At 74.4% G+C, this 14,320-nt stretch carries 10 protein-coding genes; 6 read left to right on the plus strand and 4 right to left on the minus strand.

Going from position 1 to position 14,320, the window contains the following annotated elements; translation table 11 throughout:
• A partial coding sequence (locus ACFWW8_RS32940) for a glycosyltransferase (RefSeq protein ID WP_386535001.1) occupies window positions 1–3,334 on the minus strand: 3,334 nt, incomplete at its 3' end.
• Between the two features lie 274 nt (window positions 3,335–3,608).
• Window positions 3,609–3,872 (minus strand): WhiB family transcriptional regulator, encoded by a 264-nt coding sequence (locus ACFWW8_RS32945; RefSeq protein WP_003983763.1) that lies wholly within the window; start codon window positions 3,870–3,872, stop codon window positions 3,609–3,611.
• Window positions 3,873–4,502: 630 nt separating this feature from the next.
• Between ACFWW8_RS32945 and ACFWW8_RS32950 the strand changes: the two genes are divergently transcribed.
• Genes ACFWW8_RS32950 through ACFWW8_RS32960 form a run of 3 tightly spaced genes read left to right on the plus strand, consistent with a single transcriptional unit; the run spans window position 4,503 to window position 7,344 of the window.
• Complete coding sequence (locus ACFWW8_RS32950) at window positions 4,503–5,039, plus strand: cysteine dioxygenase (protein WP_386535003.1); 537 nt, start codon at window positions 4,503–4,505, stop codon at window positions 5,037–5,039.
• A 29-nt stretch (window positions 5,040–5,068) separates the two neighbouring features.
• Window positions 5,069–6,028: a 2-phospho-L-lactate transferase gene (cofD, locus tag ACFWW8_RS32955; protein WP_386535006.1), complete on the plus strand. Its 960-nt coding sequence runs from the start codon at window positions 5,069–5,071 to the stop codon at window positions 6,026–6,028.
• Window positions 6,025–7,344 (plus strand): coenzyme F420-0:L-glutamate ligase, encoded by a 1,320-nt coding sequence (locus tag ACFWW8_RS32960; protein WP_386535008.1) that lies wholly within the window; start codon window positions 6,025–6,027, stop codon window positions 7,342–7,344. Before cofD ends, ACFWW8_RS32960 begins: the two co-directional genes overlap by 4 nt.
• Window positions 7,345–7,420: 76 nt before the next feature.
• Here the strand turns inward: ACFWW8_RS32960 and ACFWW8_RS32965 are convergent, their stop codons facing one another.
• Together ACFWW8_RS32965 and ACFWW8_RS32970 are read right to left on the minus strand one after the other, a co-directional pair.
• Window positions 7,421–8,461 carry a DNA-3-methyladenine glycosylase family protein gene (locus ACFWW8_RS32965; RefSeq protein WP_386535011.1) on the minus strand — a complete coding sequence of 347 codons (1,041 nt, stop codon included), beginning with the start codon at window positions 8,459–8,461 and terminating at the stop codon, window positions 7,421–7,423.
• Window positions 8,462–8,600: 139 nt separating this feature from the next.
• Window positions 8,601–10,004: a peptidoglycan recognition protein gene (locus ACFWW8_RS32970; RefSeq protein WP_386535014.1), complete on the minus strand. Its 1,404-nt coding sequence runs from the start codon at window positions 10,002–10,004 to the stop codon at window positions 8,601–8,603.
• Window positions 10,005–10,143: 139 nt separating this feature from the next.
• Between ACFWW8_RS32970 and ACFWW8_RS32975 the strand changes: the two genes are divergently transcribed.
• From ACFWW8_RS32975 to ACFWW8_RS32985, 3 genes are all read left to right on the plus strand, one after another.
• Window positions 10,144–10,893: a TIGR03089 family protein gene (locus tag ACFWW8_RS32975; RefSeq protein ID WP_386535017.1), complete on the plus strand. Its 750-nt coding sequence runs from the start codon at window positions 10,144–10,146 to the stop codon at window positions 10,891–10,893.
• Window positions 10,894–11,121: 228 nt separating this feature from the next.
• Entirely contained in the window at window positions 11,122–12,348 is a 1,227-nt protein-coding gene (locus ACFWW8_RS32980; protein WP_386535020.1) for an LCP family protein, read from the plus strand.
• A gap of 219 nt (window positions 12,349–12,567) precedes the next feature.
• Entirely contained in the window at window positions 12,568–14,304 is a 1,737-nt protein-coding gene (locus ACFWW8_RS32985) for an LCP family protein (RefSeq protein WP_386535023.1), read from the plus strand.
• Window positions 14,305–14,320 lie beyond the last annotated feature (16 nt).

Raw genomic sequence — 14,320 nt, forward strand, 5'->3', positions numbered from 1 at the left:
CGGCGATACCTGGGTCCTGCGCGGGGGCGGGCTGCGCGGGGGCGGGCGCGGCCCCGGCCTCCGCCTCGGCGCGCAGCCGGCGGGCGCGGCGGCCCTCTCCGGCCTCGCCGGGACCGGGCCGGGACGGCGGTGCGGCCTCCTCCTCGGGCAGGTCGTCGTCGAGCCGGGCCCGGCGGCCGGGCAGCGCCATCACCAGCAGCACCAGGGCGAGGAGGCCCTGCGTCCAGTGCCAGGCGGTGCGGACCGGCGAGGTCTCGTGGACGAGGTCGAGGCGGCCGGCGGCGGCGGGCAGTTCGAAGCCCTGCGCCCAGCCGTCCAGGGTCTTCGGCTTGAGGGGCTTGCCGTCGAGGGTGGCCCGCCAGCCGGAGTCGGCGCGGTCGGCGATGCGCAGCGTGCGGCCCGCTTCGCCGGCCGGGATCTCGGCGTGGGCCTCGACCGGGCCGGAGGCGACCGGGACGGGTGCCTCCCCGGGCTTGCCGGGGACGATGACGGTGCGGGGCAGCCAGGGCTCGACGCCCCAGAGGGCGGTGCCGTCCTGCTGGTGGCGGCGGCTGAGGCCGGGGGTGGCGTCGAGGACGCGGCGGATCTCCTCGGGGCCGCCCGGCCGGAACATGACGAAGCGGATGGCGAAGGCGCTGAGCTGGCTGGACTGGTCGGCGCCGGAGCCCGCGACGAGGTTGGAGACGACCTTGTCGAGGCGGGCGTCGCCGCCGGTCGCGGCGGTGGTCTCGGCGTCGCCGAGGCGGCCTCCGGAGCCGCGGACGAGGCTGTAGGAGACGCCGGCGGGGCCGTCCAGGTCGAGGATGAGGGTGCGGGTCTGGTTGTCGTCCCCGCCCGCGTCGGCGACGAAGGCCGGGACCTGTACGGGGTCGCGGCGCTGGAGCGGGCCGGCGGCCCCGTCGAGCACCCAGCCGGCCGCGCCGAGCAGGGGGCCGGCGGCGGCGGCGAGCGCGACCAGCGCGGCCAGCGGCTGGCGCCAGCCGAAGCTGCGGGCGGCGACGCGGTGCTTGGCTCCGTCGGCGCCGAGCACGGCGGCCGCGAGGAGGGCGAGTCCGTAGACGAGGGTGGCGGGCCCGGCCCAGGCGGTGCGGGCGACGAGGACGGCGCACAGCAGCCCGGCGAGGGCGGCGGCCCAGGCGGTGCGTACGGCGGACCGCCGGTCGGCGCGGAGCAGGGCGGCCAGGGCGGCGAGGACGACGCCGGCGAGGAGCAGGGAGGCGCCGGTGCCGGGGCCGCCGGGGTTGATGCCGAGCAGGCCGAGGGGCGAGGCGGAGCCGGCTCCGTACGGCAGTCCGGCCTCGCGGAGCAGGCGGCCGGGGTGCGTCAGGAGCCCGAGGGACCAGGGGGCGAGCACGAGGAGCGGGACGCCGAGGGTGGCCGCGAGCCGGGGGCCGTACGTCTTCCAGCGGTCGCGGCGGGCCACGAGCGCGGCGGCGCCCAGCGCGGCCGCGAGCGGCCAGACGACGGGGGTGAAGGCGGTGGCGAGGGTGAGCAGGAGGGTGTGGGTCCACACCGGGCGCCGGCCCGGGTCGGTGTCCGCTCCCCCGAGGCCGAAGGCGGCGACGGCGGAGCGGGCGATGAGCGGCAGCAGCACGGCGAGGACGGCGGTGCCGAGGCGGCCGCCGGCGAGGGCTCCGGTGACGGCGGGCAGGAAGGCGTAGGCGACGGCGGCCCAGGCGCGCAGCAGGCGGGACTCGACGAGCGGCCGGGAGGCGAAGTACGCGGTGAGTCCGGCGAGCGGCACGGAGCCGACAAGCAGCAGGGTCAGGGCGGCCTGGGTGGATCCGAACAGCAGGGTGGAGACGGCGCCGAGGACGGCGAGGTACGGCGGGGCGTCGGCGGTGGAGCCGGTGGAGACGGTGTGCCAGCCGTCGGTGTAGGCGCGCCAGAGGTCGAGGCCGCTGTCGGGGGCGGGCAGCAGGGCGCCGCCCATCAGGGAGCCGCCGCCGATGAGGGAGCGGCAGGCGGCGAGGGAGACGAGCAGGAGGAGGCCGAACAGGACGGGCGCGGGGTTGCGGGCGATCCGCTTGAGGCGCGCGAACCGTTCGGTGTCCTGGTAGTCGCCGTCCTCATCGGGCGCGGTCAGGATGCTGGCTCCGCCGTGCCGGCCGGCGGGGGCGGTGTCGGTGGCGCGCCCTTCGCCGAAGTACCCGGCGAGGGCTTCGGCGTTGGCGCGCAGGGAGGCGCCGGGCGGCGGGAAGAGCGGGCGCAGCTCGGCGGCGGGGACGGCGGGGCGGCGGCGGGTCTTGCGGGCGGCGAGGACGCGGCCGGGGCGGAGCAGGGTGGCGAGGAGGCCGGTGAGTTCGTCGACGGCCTGGCCGGGTGCCTTGCCGACGAGGTAGGCGAGGGTGCGCAGGACGGTGCCGACGAGGACGCGCAGCAGCACGTACGGGAGGGCTCGGCCGGAGCTGTTGGCGAGCATCGTGTAGACGGCGCCGGCCTTGTCGACGCGGTGCGGGCTGGAGGCGGTGCGGCCGGCGCAGTCGACGGTGCGCCGCTCGCGGGCGGAGGCCTCGGCGTGCCGCATGACGGCGTCGGGGGCGACGAGGACGGTGTGGCCCGCGCTGTGGGCGCGCCAGCACAGGTCGACGTCGTCGCGCATGAGCGGCAGCCGGCGGTCGAAGCCGCCGAGGGCGTCGTAGACGTCGCGGCGCACGAGCATGCCGGCGGTGGAGACGGACAGGACGGGGCGGATCTGGTCGTGCTGGCCCTGGTCCTGTTCGCGGCGGTCCAGGCCGGTCCAGCGGCGGCCGCTGCGGGCGACGGTGACGCCGGCTTCGAGGAGCTGCTTGCGGTCGTACCAGCCGCGCAGCTTGGGGCCGATGACGGCGGCTTCCGGGTTCTCGTCGGCGACGCGGAGCAGCTCGGCGAGGGCGTCGGGTTCGGGGGCGCTGTCGTCGTGGAGCAGCCAGAGCCACTGGACCGGTTCGCCGTGCGGGAGTTCGGGGAGGTCGTACGCGTCGTCGCGCCAGGTGCGGCTGACGGGGTCCCAGCCGCTGGGGCGCTTGAGGTACGGGAGGTCCTCGGGGGTCAGCGTGCCCGCGGTCCGGGCGGCCTCGTCGACGGCGGTGCCGAATCCGGTGCGCCGGGCGAGGTGCAGGACCCGGGCGTCGCCGAAGGCCTCGGTGAGGAGCCGGGCGGAGTCGTCGGCGCTGCCGGTGTCGGCGGCGACGTGGTTCTGGGCGGGGCGTTCCTGGCCGAGGAGACCGGCGAGGGTCCGCGGCAGCCAGCGGGCGCCGTCATGGGCGACGAGGACCGCGGTGACGACGTGCCGGGGGAACTCCGGGGTGGCGGGGGCCTGGTGGGAGGCCGTCGACTGGCTGTGCAGGGACATCGCGGTACGGGCCCTCCGGCCGGGGGTCCGGGGGTGGTGGACCCTCGGAGGCTGCTGGACAGCGCCCCACACTAACGGCTGGGAACAAGGCAGTCCGCCTCCTGCGGGGAAGGTGCGGGAGGCGGACCGTTTGCTCTGCCCGATCGGTGCGGTGCGCCGTCGGCCGTGCCGCCGGACGTGCCGGGCTGTGTGCCGTCGGATATGCCGTGGGTGGTGCCGCGGGATATGTCGTGCGATGTGCCGTGGGTGCCGGCGCGGGGGCGCCGGGCCCTCCTCAGACCGCTGCCTTCTTCAGCCGGCGGCGCTCGCGCTCGGAGAGGCCGCCCCAGATGCCGAATCGCTCGTCGTTGGCGAGGGCGTACTCAAGGCATTCGGAGCGGACCTCGCAGGCGAGGCAGACCTTCTTGGCCTCGCGGGTGGAGCCGCCCTTCTCGGGGAAGAAGGACTCGGGGTCGGTCTGGGCGCACAGAGCGCGCTCCTGCCATCCGAGCTCCTCGTCCGCTTCCTCGACCAGCAGTTCCTGAAACAGCTCGGTCATGTGCGCCCCTCGCTCTGTCTGTGCGTCCCCGTGATGATGTCGTCACTGATAGCTACGTAACGACACGAGTGAAATTACAAGTGCGTGGCTCCTGAGCAGTCAAGCTGGGGTCTGCTATTGGGGCCCTTATTCACTCTGCGGAACCAAGCGTATGCAGTAAGTGTTCAAATCGCCAAAAACCGTGACACATGCTCCGCGCTCATCACACAGCGCCCATTGCCCGTAATCGACGTCCCATTCGGCGGCTTGGTTGCGATCCGGTCACGGAAGCGGCGCAGATCACATTCAGGTCACGAGATGGTGGGCGGTGGTTTGAGTCGCGACACAGCGCCACATCCCCTGGTCCGGCCTGCACAAACCTTTCTCCGGACGCGTTAACCGGATGAGGTGAAACTTTTGCCCCGAAACGGTCACCGAGTTGACAGTCCCGCCCCCGACCCGCTCTCCTTGTCCGCATGTCAGCGACCGCAGCCGCCACCCGGACCCCCATTCGTGGGTTCCTGCGTGCTGCCCAGGTTCGCTGTTGCTGTTGCAGCTGTTGATGCCCTCGGAGCTCCGGCTCCGCTGAGCTCCGGCCGGCCCCCCACAGCAACCGCCAGCACGACTGACATACGTCGAGGTATCCCCACGATGAACAGCGCCATCCCCGCCGTCACCGCCCCGGCGCCCGCCACGGGCGGCGAGAGCGACCTCCAGATCGCCGGCGACATCCTCGCCGTCCAGCACCTCCTCCAGCCCGCCCGCGAGCACCCGGCCACCGTCGCCGAGTTCGTGGGCCTCGCCCGCTCCATCGCCGGGGACCGCGCCTCCTGGGAGCACCTGGTCCGCTACGACGCCACCACCCGCTGGTACCACCGGCTGCGCACCGGCCCCGGCTACGAGGTCTGGCTGCTCAGCTGGGTCCCCGGCCAGGGCAGCGGCCCGCACGACCACGGCAGCTCCTCCGGCGTGATGACCGTCCTCGACGGCGAGCTCACCGAGCACAGCGCCCGCGGCCGGCTCTCCCTCGGCGCCGGCTCCCAGCGGGTCTTCGCCCCCGGATACGCCCACGAGGTCGTCAACGACACCCTCGACGGTGCGGTCAGCCTGCACGTCTACTTCCCCGGGCTGACCGAGATGCCGATGCACAGCTGCTCCCCGGCCCGGCCGGAGGCCCTTCCCGTCTGACCGTGACGCGGCCTGACAGACTTCGGTCCATGCGCATTGTTGTTCTGGCCGGCGGTATAGGCGGCGCCCGGTTCCTCCGCGGACTGAAGTCGGCAGTCCCCGACGCGGACATCACGGTCATCGGCAACACCGGTGACGACATTCACCTGTTCGGGCTCAAGGTGTGCCCCGATCTGGACACGGTGATGTACACCCTCGGCGGTGGCATCAACGAGGACCAGGGCTGGGGGCGCGCCGACGAGTCCTTCACCGTCAAGGAGGAGCTCGCCGCCTACGGGGTCGGACCCACCTGGTTCGGTCTGGGCGACCGCGACTTCGCCACCCACATCGTCCGTACGCAGATGCTCGGCGCGGGCTTCCCGCTGAGCGCGGTCACCGAGGCCCTCTGCGACCGCTGGCAGCCCGGCGTCCGGCTGCTGCCCATGTCCGACGACCGGGTCGAGACCCACGTCGCCATCACCGAGGCGGGCACCGGCGAGCGCCGGGTCGTCCACTTCCAGGAGTACTGGGTCAGGCTGCGCGCCTCGGTCGACGCGGAGGCCGTCGTACCGGTCGGCGCCGAGCAGGCCAAGCCCGCGCCCGGCGTACTGGAGGCCATCGCGGCCGCCGACGTGATCGTCTTCCCGCCGTCCAACCCGGTGGTGTCGGTCGGGACGATCCTGTCCGTGCCCGGCATCCGGGAGGCCGTGGCCGCCGCCCCGGCGCCGGTCGTGGGCCTCTCCCCCATCGTCGGGGGCGCGCCCGTACGCGGCATGGCCGACAAGGTGCTGGCCGCGGTCGGCGTCGAGTCCACGGCCGCGGCCGTCGCCCTGCACTACGGGACCGGGCTGCTGGACGCCTGGCTGGTGGACACCGCCGACGCGGACTCCGTCGCCGAGGTGGAGGCCGCCGGTATCACCTGCCGCGCGGTGCCCCTGATGATGACCGACCTGGAGGCCACCGCCGAGATGGCCCGCGCCGCGCTGGAGCTGGCCGGGGCCGCGCGGTGACGGCGGCGCACCCCCCTCGCGGGCGCGGTCCCGCGTACGAGGTGCGGGCGGTCGAGGGGATTCCCGAGGTCAGGCCCGGTGACGACCTGGCGAAGCTGATCGCGGTGGCCGCGCCCGACCTGCGCGACGGCGACGTCCTGCTGGTCACCTCGAAGATCGTCTCCAAGGCCGAGGGCCGGATCGTCGAAGCCTCCTCGCGCGAGGAGGCCATAGACGCCGAGACGGTACGGGTGGTGGCGCGCCGGGGCCCGCTGCGGATCGTCGAGAACCGGCAGGGTCTGGTCATGGCCGCGGCCGGCGTGGACGCCTCCAACACCGCCCCCGGCACGGTGCTGATGCTGCCCGCCGACCCCGACGCCTCGGCCGCCGCGATCCGTGCGGGGCTGCGCGACGCCCTCGGCGCCGACGTGGGCGTGGTCGTCACGGACACGTTCGGGCGGCCGTGGCGCACCGGTCTCACCGACGTGGCGATCGGCTCGGCCGGCGTACGGGTCCTGGACGACCTGCGGGGCGGGACGGACACGCACGGCAATCCGCTGAGCGCCACCGTCGTGGCCACGGCCGACGAGCTGGCCGCCGCCGGGGACCTGGTCAAGGGCAAGGCGGCCGGGCTGCCGGTCGCCGTCGTGCGCGGGCTGGCCCACGTCCTGGGGGAGGGCTCCTCGGCCCGGGACCTGGTCCGCCCGCCGGCCGACGACATGTTCCGCCTCGGCACCTCGGAGGCGGTCCGCGAGGCCGTGACGCAGCGCCGTACGGTCCGGTCCTTCACCGCCGAGCCGGTGGACCCCGGCGCGGTGCGGCGGGCGGTGGCGGCGGCCGTGACGGCCCCGGCGCCGCACCACACGACGCCGTGGCGGTTCGTCCTGCTGGAGTCGGCCGCGGCCCGGCTGGAACTGCTGGACGCGATGCGGGACGCGTGGATCGCCGATCTGCGGGCGGACGGGAAGTCCGAGGAGTCCGTGGCGCGGCGGGTCCGGCGCGGGGACGTGCTGCGGGCCGCCCCGTACCTGGTGGTGCCCTGTCTGGTGACGGACGGCGCGCACGACTACGGGCACGCGCGGCGCGACGCGGCCGAGCGGGAGATGTTCGTGGTCGCGATGGGCGCGGGTGTGCAGAACCTGCTCGTCGCGCTGGCCGGGGAGCGGCTGGGCTCGGCGTGGGTGTCCTCGACGATGTTCTGCCGTGACGTGGTGCGCGGCGTGCTGGGACTGCCCGACGACTGGGACCCGATGGGTGCCGTGGCGGTGGGCCACCCGGCCGCGGCCGCGCCGGAGCGGCCGGCACGGGTGGCGGCGGACTTCATCGAGGTCCGCTGAGCCGGGGTCCGCTGAGCCGGGGTCCGGTAAGCCGGGCGGCGCGGCCGCCGTACGCCGCCGGGTCCGGCGGGTTCCGTCAGAGCCTGCCGATGTCGCTCCGCGGCATCCGGGGGGCGCGGCGGGGCGGGGTGCGGCCGGCGAGGAGGACGAGCCGGGCGGCCCGGTGGCGCTGTCCCGCGTACGGGGCGAGGAGCTCCAGCATGGCGGCGTCGTCGGCGTCGCGGTCCCCCGCGAGGGCGTAGCCGATGATGCCGGGCAGGTGGAGGTCGCCGGTGGTGACGGCGTCCGGGTCGCCGTTGCTGCGCTGGAGCGTCTCGGCGGAGGTCCAGGGGCCGATGCCGGGGACCGCCTCCAGCCGGGCGGCGGCCGGCCCGGGCTCCATCGCGGCGGCCTCCTCCATCCGGTTCGCCACGCGGGCGGCCCGGACGATGGTGGCGGCGCGCTTGTCGTCGACCCCGGCCCGGTGCCAGTCCCAGGACGGGATCAGGGCCCAGGTCCGGGCGGCGGGCATGACGTGGAGGCCGAGCTCCTGGGGGCCCGGGGCGGGCTCGCCGTACTGGCGCACGAGCCGGCGCCACCCCCGGTAGGCCTCGTCGGCGGTCACCTTCTGCTCCAGGACGGTGGGGATCAGGGACTCCAGGACCAGGCCGGTGCGGGTGAGGCGCAGGCCCGGGCGGCGGCGGTGGCTGGCGTGGACGAGCCGGTGGCGGGGGACGAACACCGCCGGGTCGTCGCCGGCGCCGAGCAGGGCCGGCAGGTGTTCGAGGATCCAGTCGGCGCCCGGCCCCCAGGCCTCGGCACCGATCTCCGTGTCGCTGCCCGTGCCCGTACGGAAGACCCGGAGGGTGGCCGGGCCCGCCGGGGTTCGGCTGGCGCGCCACACGGAGCCGTCGGGGGCCGCGCGGAAGGTGGGGTCGCCGGGGCCGCGCCGGAGCGGGCCCAGGGTGGTCCCGAGGTCGAGGGGTCCGTCGGGGGTCCAGCGGCGCCGGACGGCTCCGCCGCGGGGCGGGGTCGTCCCGGCCGGGGCCGCCGCGGGGGGCGCGGGCCGCACGGCGGGCACGGTGGTGCGGCCGCCGCGTACGGCGGTGCGGGTGAGGGGGTCGAAGCGGCCGGCCATGCCTTCGAGCGTAGCCCTGCGGGGCGGGTCCCCGCCCCGCCCCCGTTCCCCGGGGCGGGGCCCGGACCCCCGCCGGTCCCGGGCCCCGCCCCGTGCCCCGCGGCCCCGAACGCCGGGGGCCGGGACGTCCCGGGGGTGGTTACGGGCGGCCCTGGAGCCGGGCCGAGGCCGTGCGGGTGGCGGGGAGCCTGCCGTACAGGAGCCTTCCGGGGCACTCCGTCGCGAAGCCGTCCCGGTGGCCCGCGATCACGTTCATCCTCACGTTGCTGCCCTTGGCGTACAGGTTGCCGCCGCCCGACTTCAGGGTGGTCTTCGCCCGCGGGTCCGCGCCGAACAGGCCGAGCTTCCAGGCCGTGAGGCGGGCCACCGAGTCGACGACCGCCGCCGGAGGGGCCGTGCCGGTGTAGGAGCCGATGACCGCGACGCCCATGCTGTCCGTGTTGAACCCCATGGTGTGCGCGCCCAGGACCGCCTTGGAGACGCCGCCCGCGCGGCCCTCGTAGACCGTGCCGCACTTGTCGACGGCGAAGTTGTAGCCGATGTCCCGCCAGCCGCTGCTGACCACGTGGTAGCGGTACAGGCTGCGCAGCACCGCCGGCGCGTCCTTGCAGGTGTAGTTGTTGCCGGAGGCGCTGTGGTGGACGAAGGCGGCTTTGACGGTGTTCGTGTAGCCGAAGCCGGGCTCGCGCAGCTTCTCGTCCGCGCCCCAGCCCGCACGGGTGACGATCCGCGGGCGGGGACCGATGTACGGGGCGGCCGCGGCCGTCAGTCTGCCGTCGCTCGCGAAGACCGCGTCGGCGGTGGAGTCGGCCTTGTCGAGGGCGCCGATCTCGGTGGCGCCCAGCTCCGCGTGCGGCAGGTTGGCCGCGGAGGACTCGGCCATCTCCATCGTCATGCCCGGCACGGCCAGGTCGCCCTTGTCGTCGCCCCCGGGGCCGGCGTTCTTGCCGTCCGTGCCCCGGACCGGCGCCTCCGCGCCCGGGTCGACGAGTTCGATCCGCAGGCCCGACGGCAGCCGGGCCGGTGCGCGGGTGGCCGGGGTGCCCGGTTCGGCCTGGACCCGGACCTCCACCCCGTCGGACGCGCCGACCCACAGCGGGGCGGTGGCGCCGCGGACGCGGCCGGAGCCGCGCTCCACCGCGTCGGGGTCGGCCGCGTGCTCGTCGTTGTGGGTCTCCACGTCCTGCCAGCCGGACCAGACGGAGGTCACCGCGGAGCGGGTACGGACCTGGACCCGGCCGTGGAGCGGGGCGGCGGCGTCGTCCCAGACGACGCCGACCAGTGAGAACGTCGTGACCTCGCGGGCCGCCAGGCCCTGCGTCTCGGGGAGGCGGGGCGAGGCGCTCATGCCGGGAACGCCGGGGCTGCGGTCCGCGGCGCGTCCCACGGGGACGAGCGGCAGCGACTGGGTGGACCCGGCGGGTGTCACGGGGGAGACCGCGTCCGGGGACGTGGCGGCCAGGGCCGGAGTAGGAAGCGCGAGGGGCAGGGCCAGTACGGCGGCCGTCGCGACGCCGATCGAGGAAGCAAGGAATCCACGCATGACAAGGATGCTGGGCACCCGTACCCCCCGGCGCCATCCGAGAACTGACGAACCGTCCGCTTGACCCCGCGCACCCCTCCCCCGTACGGAGGAGCCGCGGCCCCTCGTACGGGGGACGGGCCCGCGTACCCTGTGCCGGGTGAACGCCACTGACCGCACCCCTGCCGACCTGCTGCGATCCGCGCTCGCCGCCGATCCGGGCCGCCCGCTCGTCACCTTCTACGACGACGCCACGGGCGAGCGCGTCGAATTGTCCGTCGCCACCTTCGCCAATTGGGTGGCCAAGACCGCCAACCTGCTCCAGGGCGACCTGGGCGCCGAGCCCGGCGACCGGCTGGCGCTGCTGCTCCCCGCGCACTGGCAGAGCGCCGTGTGGCTGCTCGCCTGCGCCTCGGTCGGTGTCGTCGCCGAGGTGGGCGGCGATCCCGCCGGCGCCGACCTCGTGGTCAGCGGGCCGGACGCGCTGGAGGAGGCCCGCGCCTGTTCCGGGGAGCGCGTGGCGCTGGCCCTGCGGCCGCTGGGCGGGCGGTTCCCGCAGCCGCCGGCCGGGTTCGCGGACTACGCGGTGGAGGTGCCCGGGCAGGGCGACCGCTTCGCGCCCTTCGTCCCGGTGGACCCGGAGGGGCCCGGGCTGGCCGTCGGCGGCGAGGAGCTCTCGTACGCGCAGCTGACCGACCGCGCCCGCGAGGACGCCGCGAAGCTCGGGCTCGGTGCCGGTTCGCGGGTGCTGACCGGCCTCGGCTACGACACCTGGGAGGGCCTCTCGGCCGGGCTGTACGCGGCCCTGGCGTCCGGCGGCTCCGTGGTGCTGTGCCGGAACCTGGACGCCCTCTCGGCGGACGGGCTGGCCCAGCGGGTCGAGAGCGAGCGCGTGACGCACCGGATCTGACCGCCGCGTCTGCGGCACCCCGTCTGACCTGCCGCGTTTCCCGCGGCCCGGGGCACTCCGGTACCGCTCCGCACGCGGAGAACGGTCTATTTGTCACCCGCTCGGCCCTTGACAGGACCCCGCCCCCGGGCCGCCCCGGCGCACCGGGGGCAGGATCGGCAATGGCCGCACTCACTCGTACGGCTTGTTGCCGGAGCGGCGACCGGAGCGGCGAGGGGACTGACGCGGGTGACGGACAGCGCAGGCATACCGGGCGGCGCCGGGACGGGCGGAGGCACTCCCCCGCCTCCGCACGGCCCCAGGCGCCGGCTGCTGCGCTGGAGCTGCCTCGGTGCCGCGGTGGTGGTCCTGGCGGGCACGGCCACCGGCTGGTGGCTCTACGACCGGCTCAACGGGAACATCACCGCGGACAACTCGGCCGAGGCCGAGCTCCGGCGCTACGAGCGCGAGCGCCCGGCGAACTTCGCCACCGGGGCCCAGAACATCCTGCTGATCGGCTCGGACTCGCGCTCCGGCAAGGAGAACGCCCGCTACGGGGCGGACAAGGGCACGCAGCGCTCGGACACCGTGATCCTGCTGCACCTGCCCGCGGACCGGAAGAGCGCCACGGCGGTCTCGATACCCCGGGACCTGATGAGCGACATCCCGTCCTGCCTGAAGCCGGACGGGACCCGCACCGCCCCCCGGTACGCGCAGTTCAACTGGTCCTTCGAGTGGGGCGGGGCCGCCTGCACGATCCGTACGGTGGAGAAGCTGACCGGCATCCGCGTCGACCACCACATGGTCGTCGACTTCGGCGGCTTCAAGAAGATGGTCGACGCGGTCGGCGGGGTGGAGGTCTGCCTCGAACAGCCGGTGGAGGACACGGCCGCCAAGGCGAAGCTGCCCGCCGGACTGCACACGCTGCGGGGCGAGCAGGCTCTCGGCTACGTCCGCGCCCGGCACGGCCTGGGCAACGGCAGCGACACCGAACGGATGCTGCGCCAGCAGGAGTTCCTCGGCTCGCTGGTCAAGAAGGTGCAGAGCAACGGAGTGCTGCTCAATCCGGCCCGCCTGGTGCCGCTGCTGGACGCGGCGACCTCCTCGGTGACCACCGACCCGGGGCTGGCCTCGCTGCGCGGGCTGTACGAACTCGTGCGGAGCGTACGGGACATACCGACGGAGCAGGTCAAATTCCTCACGGTGCCGCGGCGCCCGTACCCGTCCAATCCGAACCGGGACGAACTGGTACAGCCGGACGCGGACCGGCTGTTCGAGCGGCTGCGGATGGACCGGGCCGTGACGGTGACCCCGCCGAAGCCGCAGGACACCTCGCGACCGGCCTCCGCGCGGCCGTCCGGCGAGCCCTCCGGGGCCCCGTCGGAGCCCGCCGGCACCCCCACGGGAACCGGAACCGGCCCCACCCCCGTCCCCACTTTCACCGGGACCACGGCGGGTCCGGCCGACTGCCGGTAAAGCAATCCCAAAAGCCGGTGACCGAACCGAGCGTGATGGGCGTTTCGCCCCGTTATCAGGGAAGTGGAATTTGTCACCAGCATGGTTTGCAGCCGAACCTGACGGATAGGGTGAGCGATCCGGTGCCCGGCCGACCAAGAGGCCACGCACCAGCCGGATCGTTGACCGTGCGCCCGGGGGAGGCGCGTCGCGAGGCACCGACGGAGGATTCGAGCAACCGTGGATGCGCAAAGCCGTGGGCGGGCCGACGAGATCGACCCCGCAGACCAGTGGGTGATCAACCCCCGCACCGGCCACTACGAACTGCGACTGGGCAACTCCGTTGAGCAGCAACAGCGGCAGCAGCGGCCCTCCGTGTCGGCCCCGCGCAGATCGAGATCCGCCACGGCTCCCGCGCCGACCGCCCCCTCCCCCGCCGTCCCGAAGCCCCGCCGCGGCGACGGCCCGCCCGGGCGGCGTACCGGCCGCTCCCGCAAGGGCGGTGGCGGTGGCGGACGCAAGAAGTCGCTGGTCATCACCGGCGGGGCCCTGGCGTTCCTGCTGGTCGGCGGTTCGGTGGCGGGGTACCTCTACTACCAGCACCTGAACGGCAACCTCACGATCACGGACACGGCGGGCGCCGGCACCGGCGGCTTCCGGAAGAACGAGGCCATCAACATCCTCGTCATCGGCACCGACAAGCGCAGCGGCGCCGGCAACGAGGGCTACGGGGACGCGAACAGCGTCGGCCACGCCGACACCACGATCCTGTTCCACGTCGCGAAGGACCGCAGCAACGCGACCGCGCTGTCCATCCCCCGCGACCTGATCACGGACATCCCGGCCTGCCCGACGAAGCAGCCCGACGGCTCGACGAAGGAGATCGGGGCCACCAAGGGCACCCGCTTCAACAACAGCCTCGGGCAGGAGGGCCGCGACGCGGGCTGCACGATGCGTACGGTCAAGGCGCTCACCGGCATCGAGATCGACAACTTCATGATGGTCGACTTCAACGCGGTGAAGAACCTGAGCACGGCCGTCGGCGGAGTGCCCGTCTGCCTGGAGAAGGCCGTCGACGACAGGGACTCCAAGCTCAAACTGGGCGCCGGCGAACACCGCCTGGCGGGCGAGGACGCGCTGGCCTTCGTACGGACCCGGCACGCCTTCGGCAACGAGAGCGACCTGGACCGCATCAAGACCCAGCAGGCGTTCCTCAGCTCGATGATGCGCGAGATGAAATCGAAGGAGACCCTGACCAGTCCGAAGAAGTTCTTCTCGCTGGCGGAGGCGGCCACCAAGTCGCTGACCGTGGACCAGGGTCTGGGATCCATCGACAAGCTCACCGACCTCGCGGGCGAACTGAAGGACATAGACCTCAAGAACGTCACCTTCACCACCCTGCCGGTCCTCGACAACCCGGCCGAGAAGGTCAAGGCGACGGTCGTGCTCAACCAGGGGCTCGCCGATCCGCTGCTGCAGATGATCCGGGGGGACGTCTCGCTCACGGAGGTCGAGAAGAAGGAGGCCGCCGCGAAGGAGGCGGCCGACGCGGACGCGAAGGCCAAGCAGGACGCCCTCCTCCAGGGCGGCCGGGCGGCCGCGGCCGACGTACGGGTGGACGTGTACAACGGGGGCGGGCCCAAGGGCTCGGCCTCCACCACCCTGAACTGGCTGCAGAACACCAAGGGCGTGTCCAAGAGCAGCAACCGCGGAAACGCGCCCGCGAAGGTCGACGCCACCCGGCTGGAGTACGCGCCCAACCAGGCCGACCAGGCCCGGGCGCTCGCGGACCTGCTGGGCCTCCCGGTGACCGCCATGAAGGTGGGCACGGCGGACGCGGCGGCGAAGACCCCGATGAAGCTGACGCTGGGGCCGGACTTCAAGGAGCCGGGCACCCCGCTCACCCCTGCGCCGCCGCAGCAGCTGCCGCAGGACGTCCAGCGCACCGAGGCGGACAAGGCTGTCTGCGTGAAATGACCGACCACGGCCGGTA

The sequence above is a fragment of the Streptomyces sp. NPDC058701 genome (assembly GCF_042715295.1).
Classification (GTDB): Bacteria; Actinomycetota; Actinomycetes; order Streptomycetales; family Streptomycetaceae; genus Streptomyces.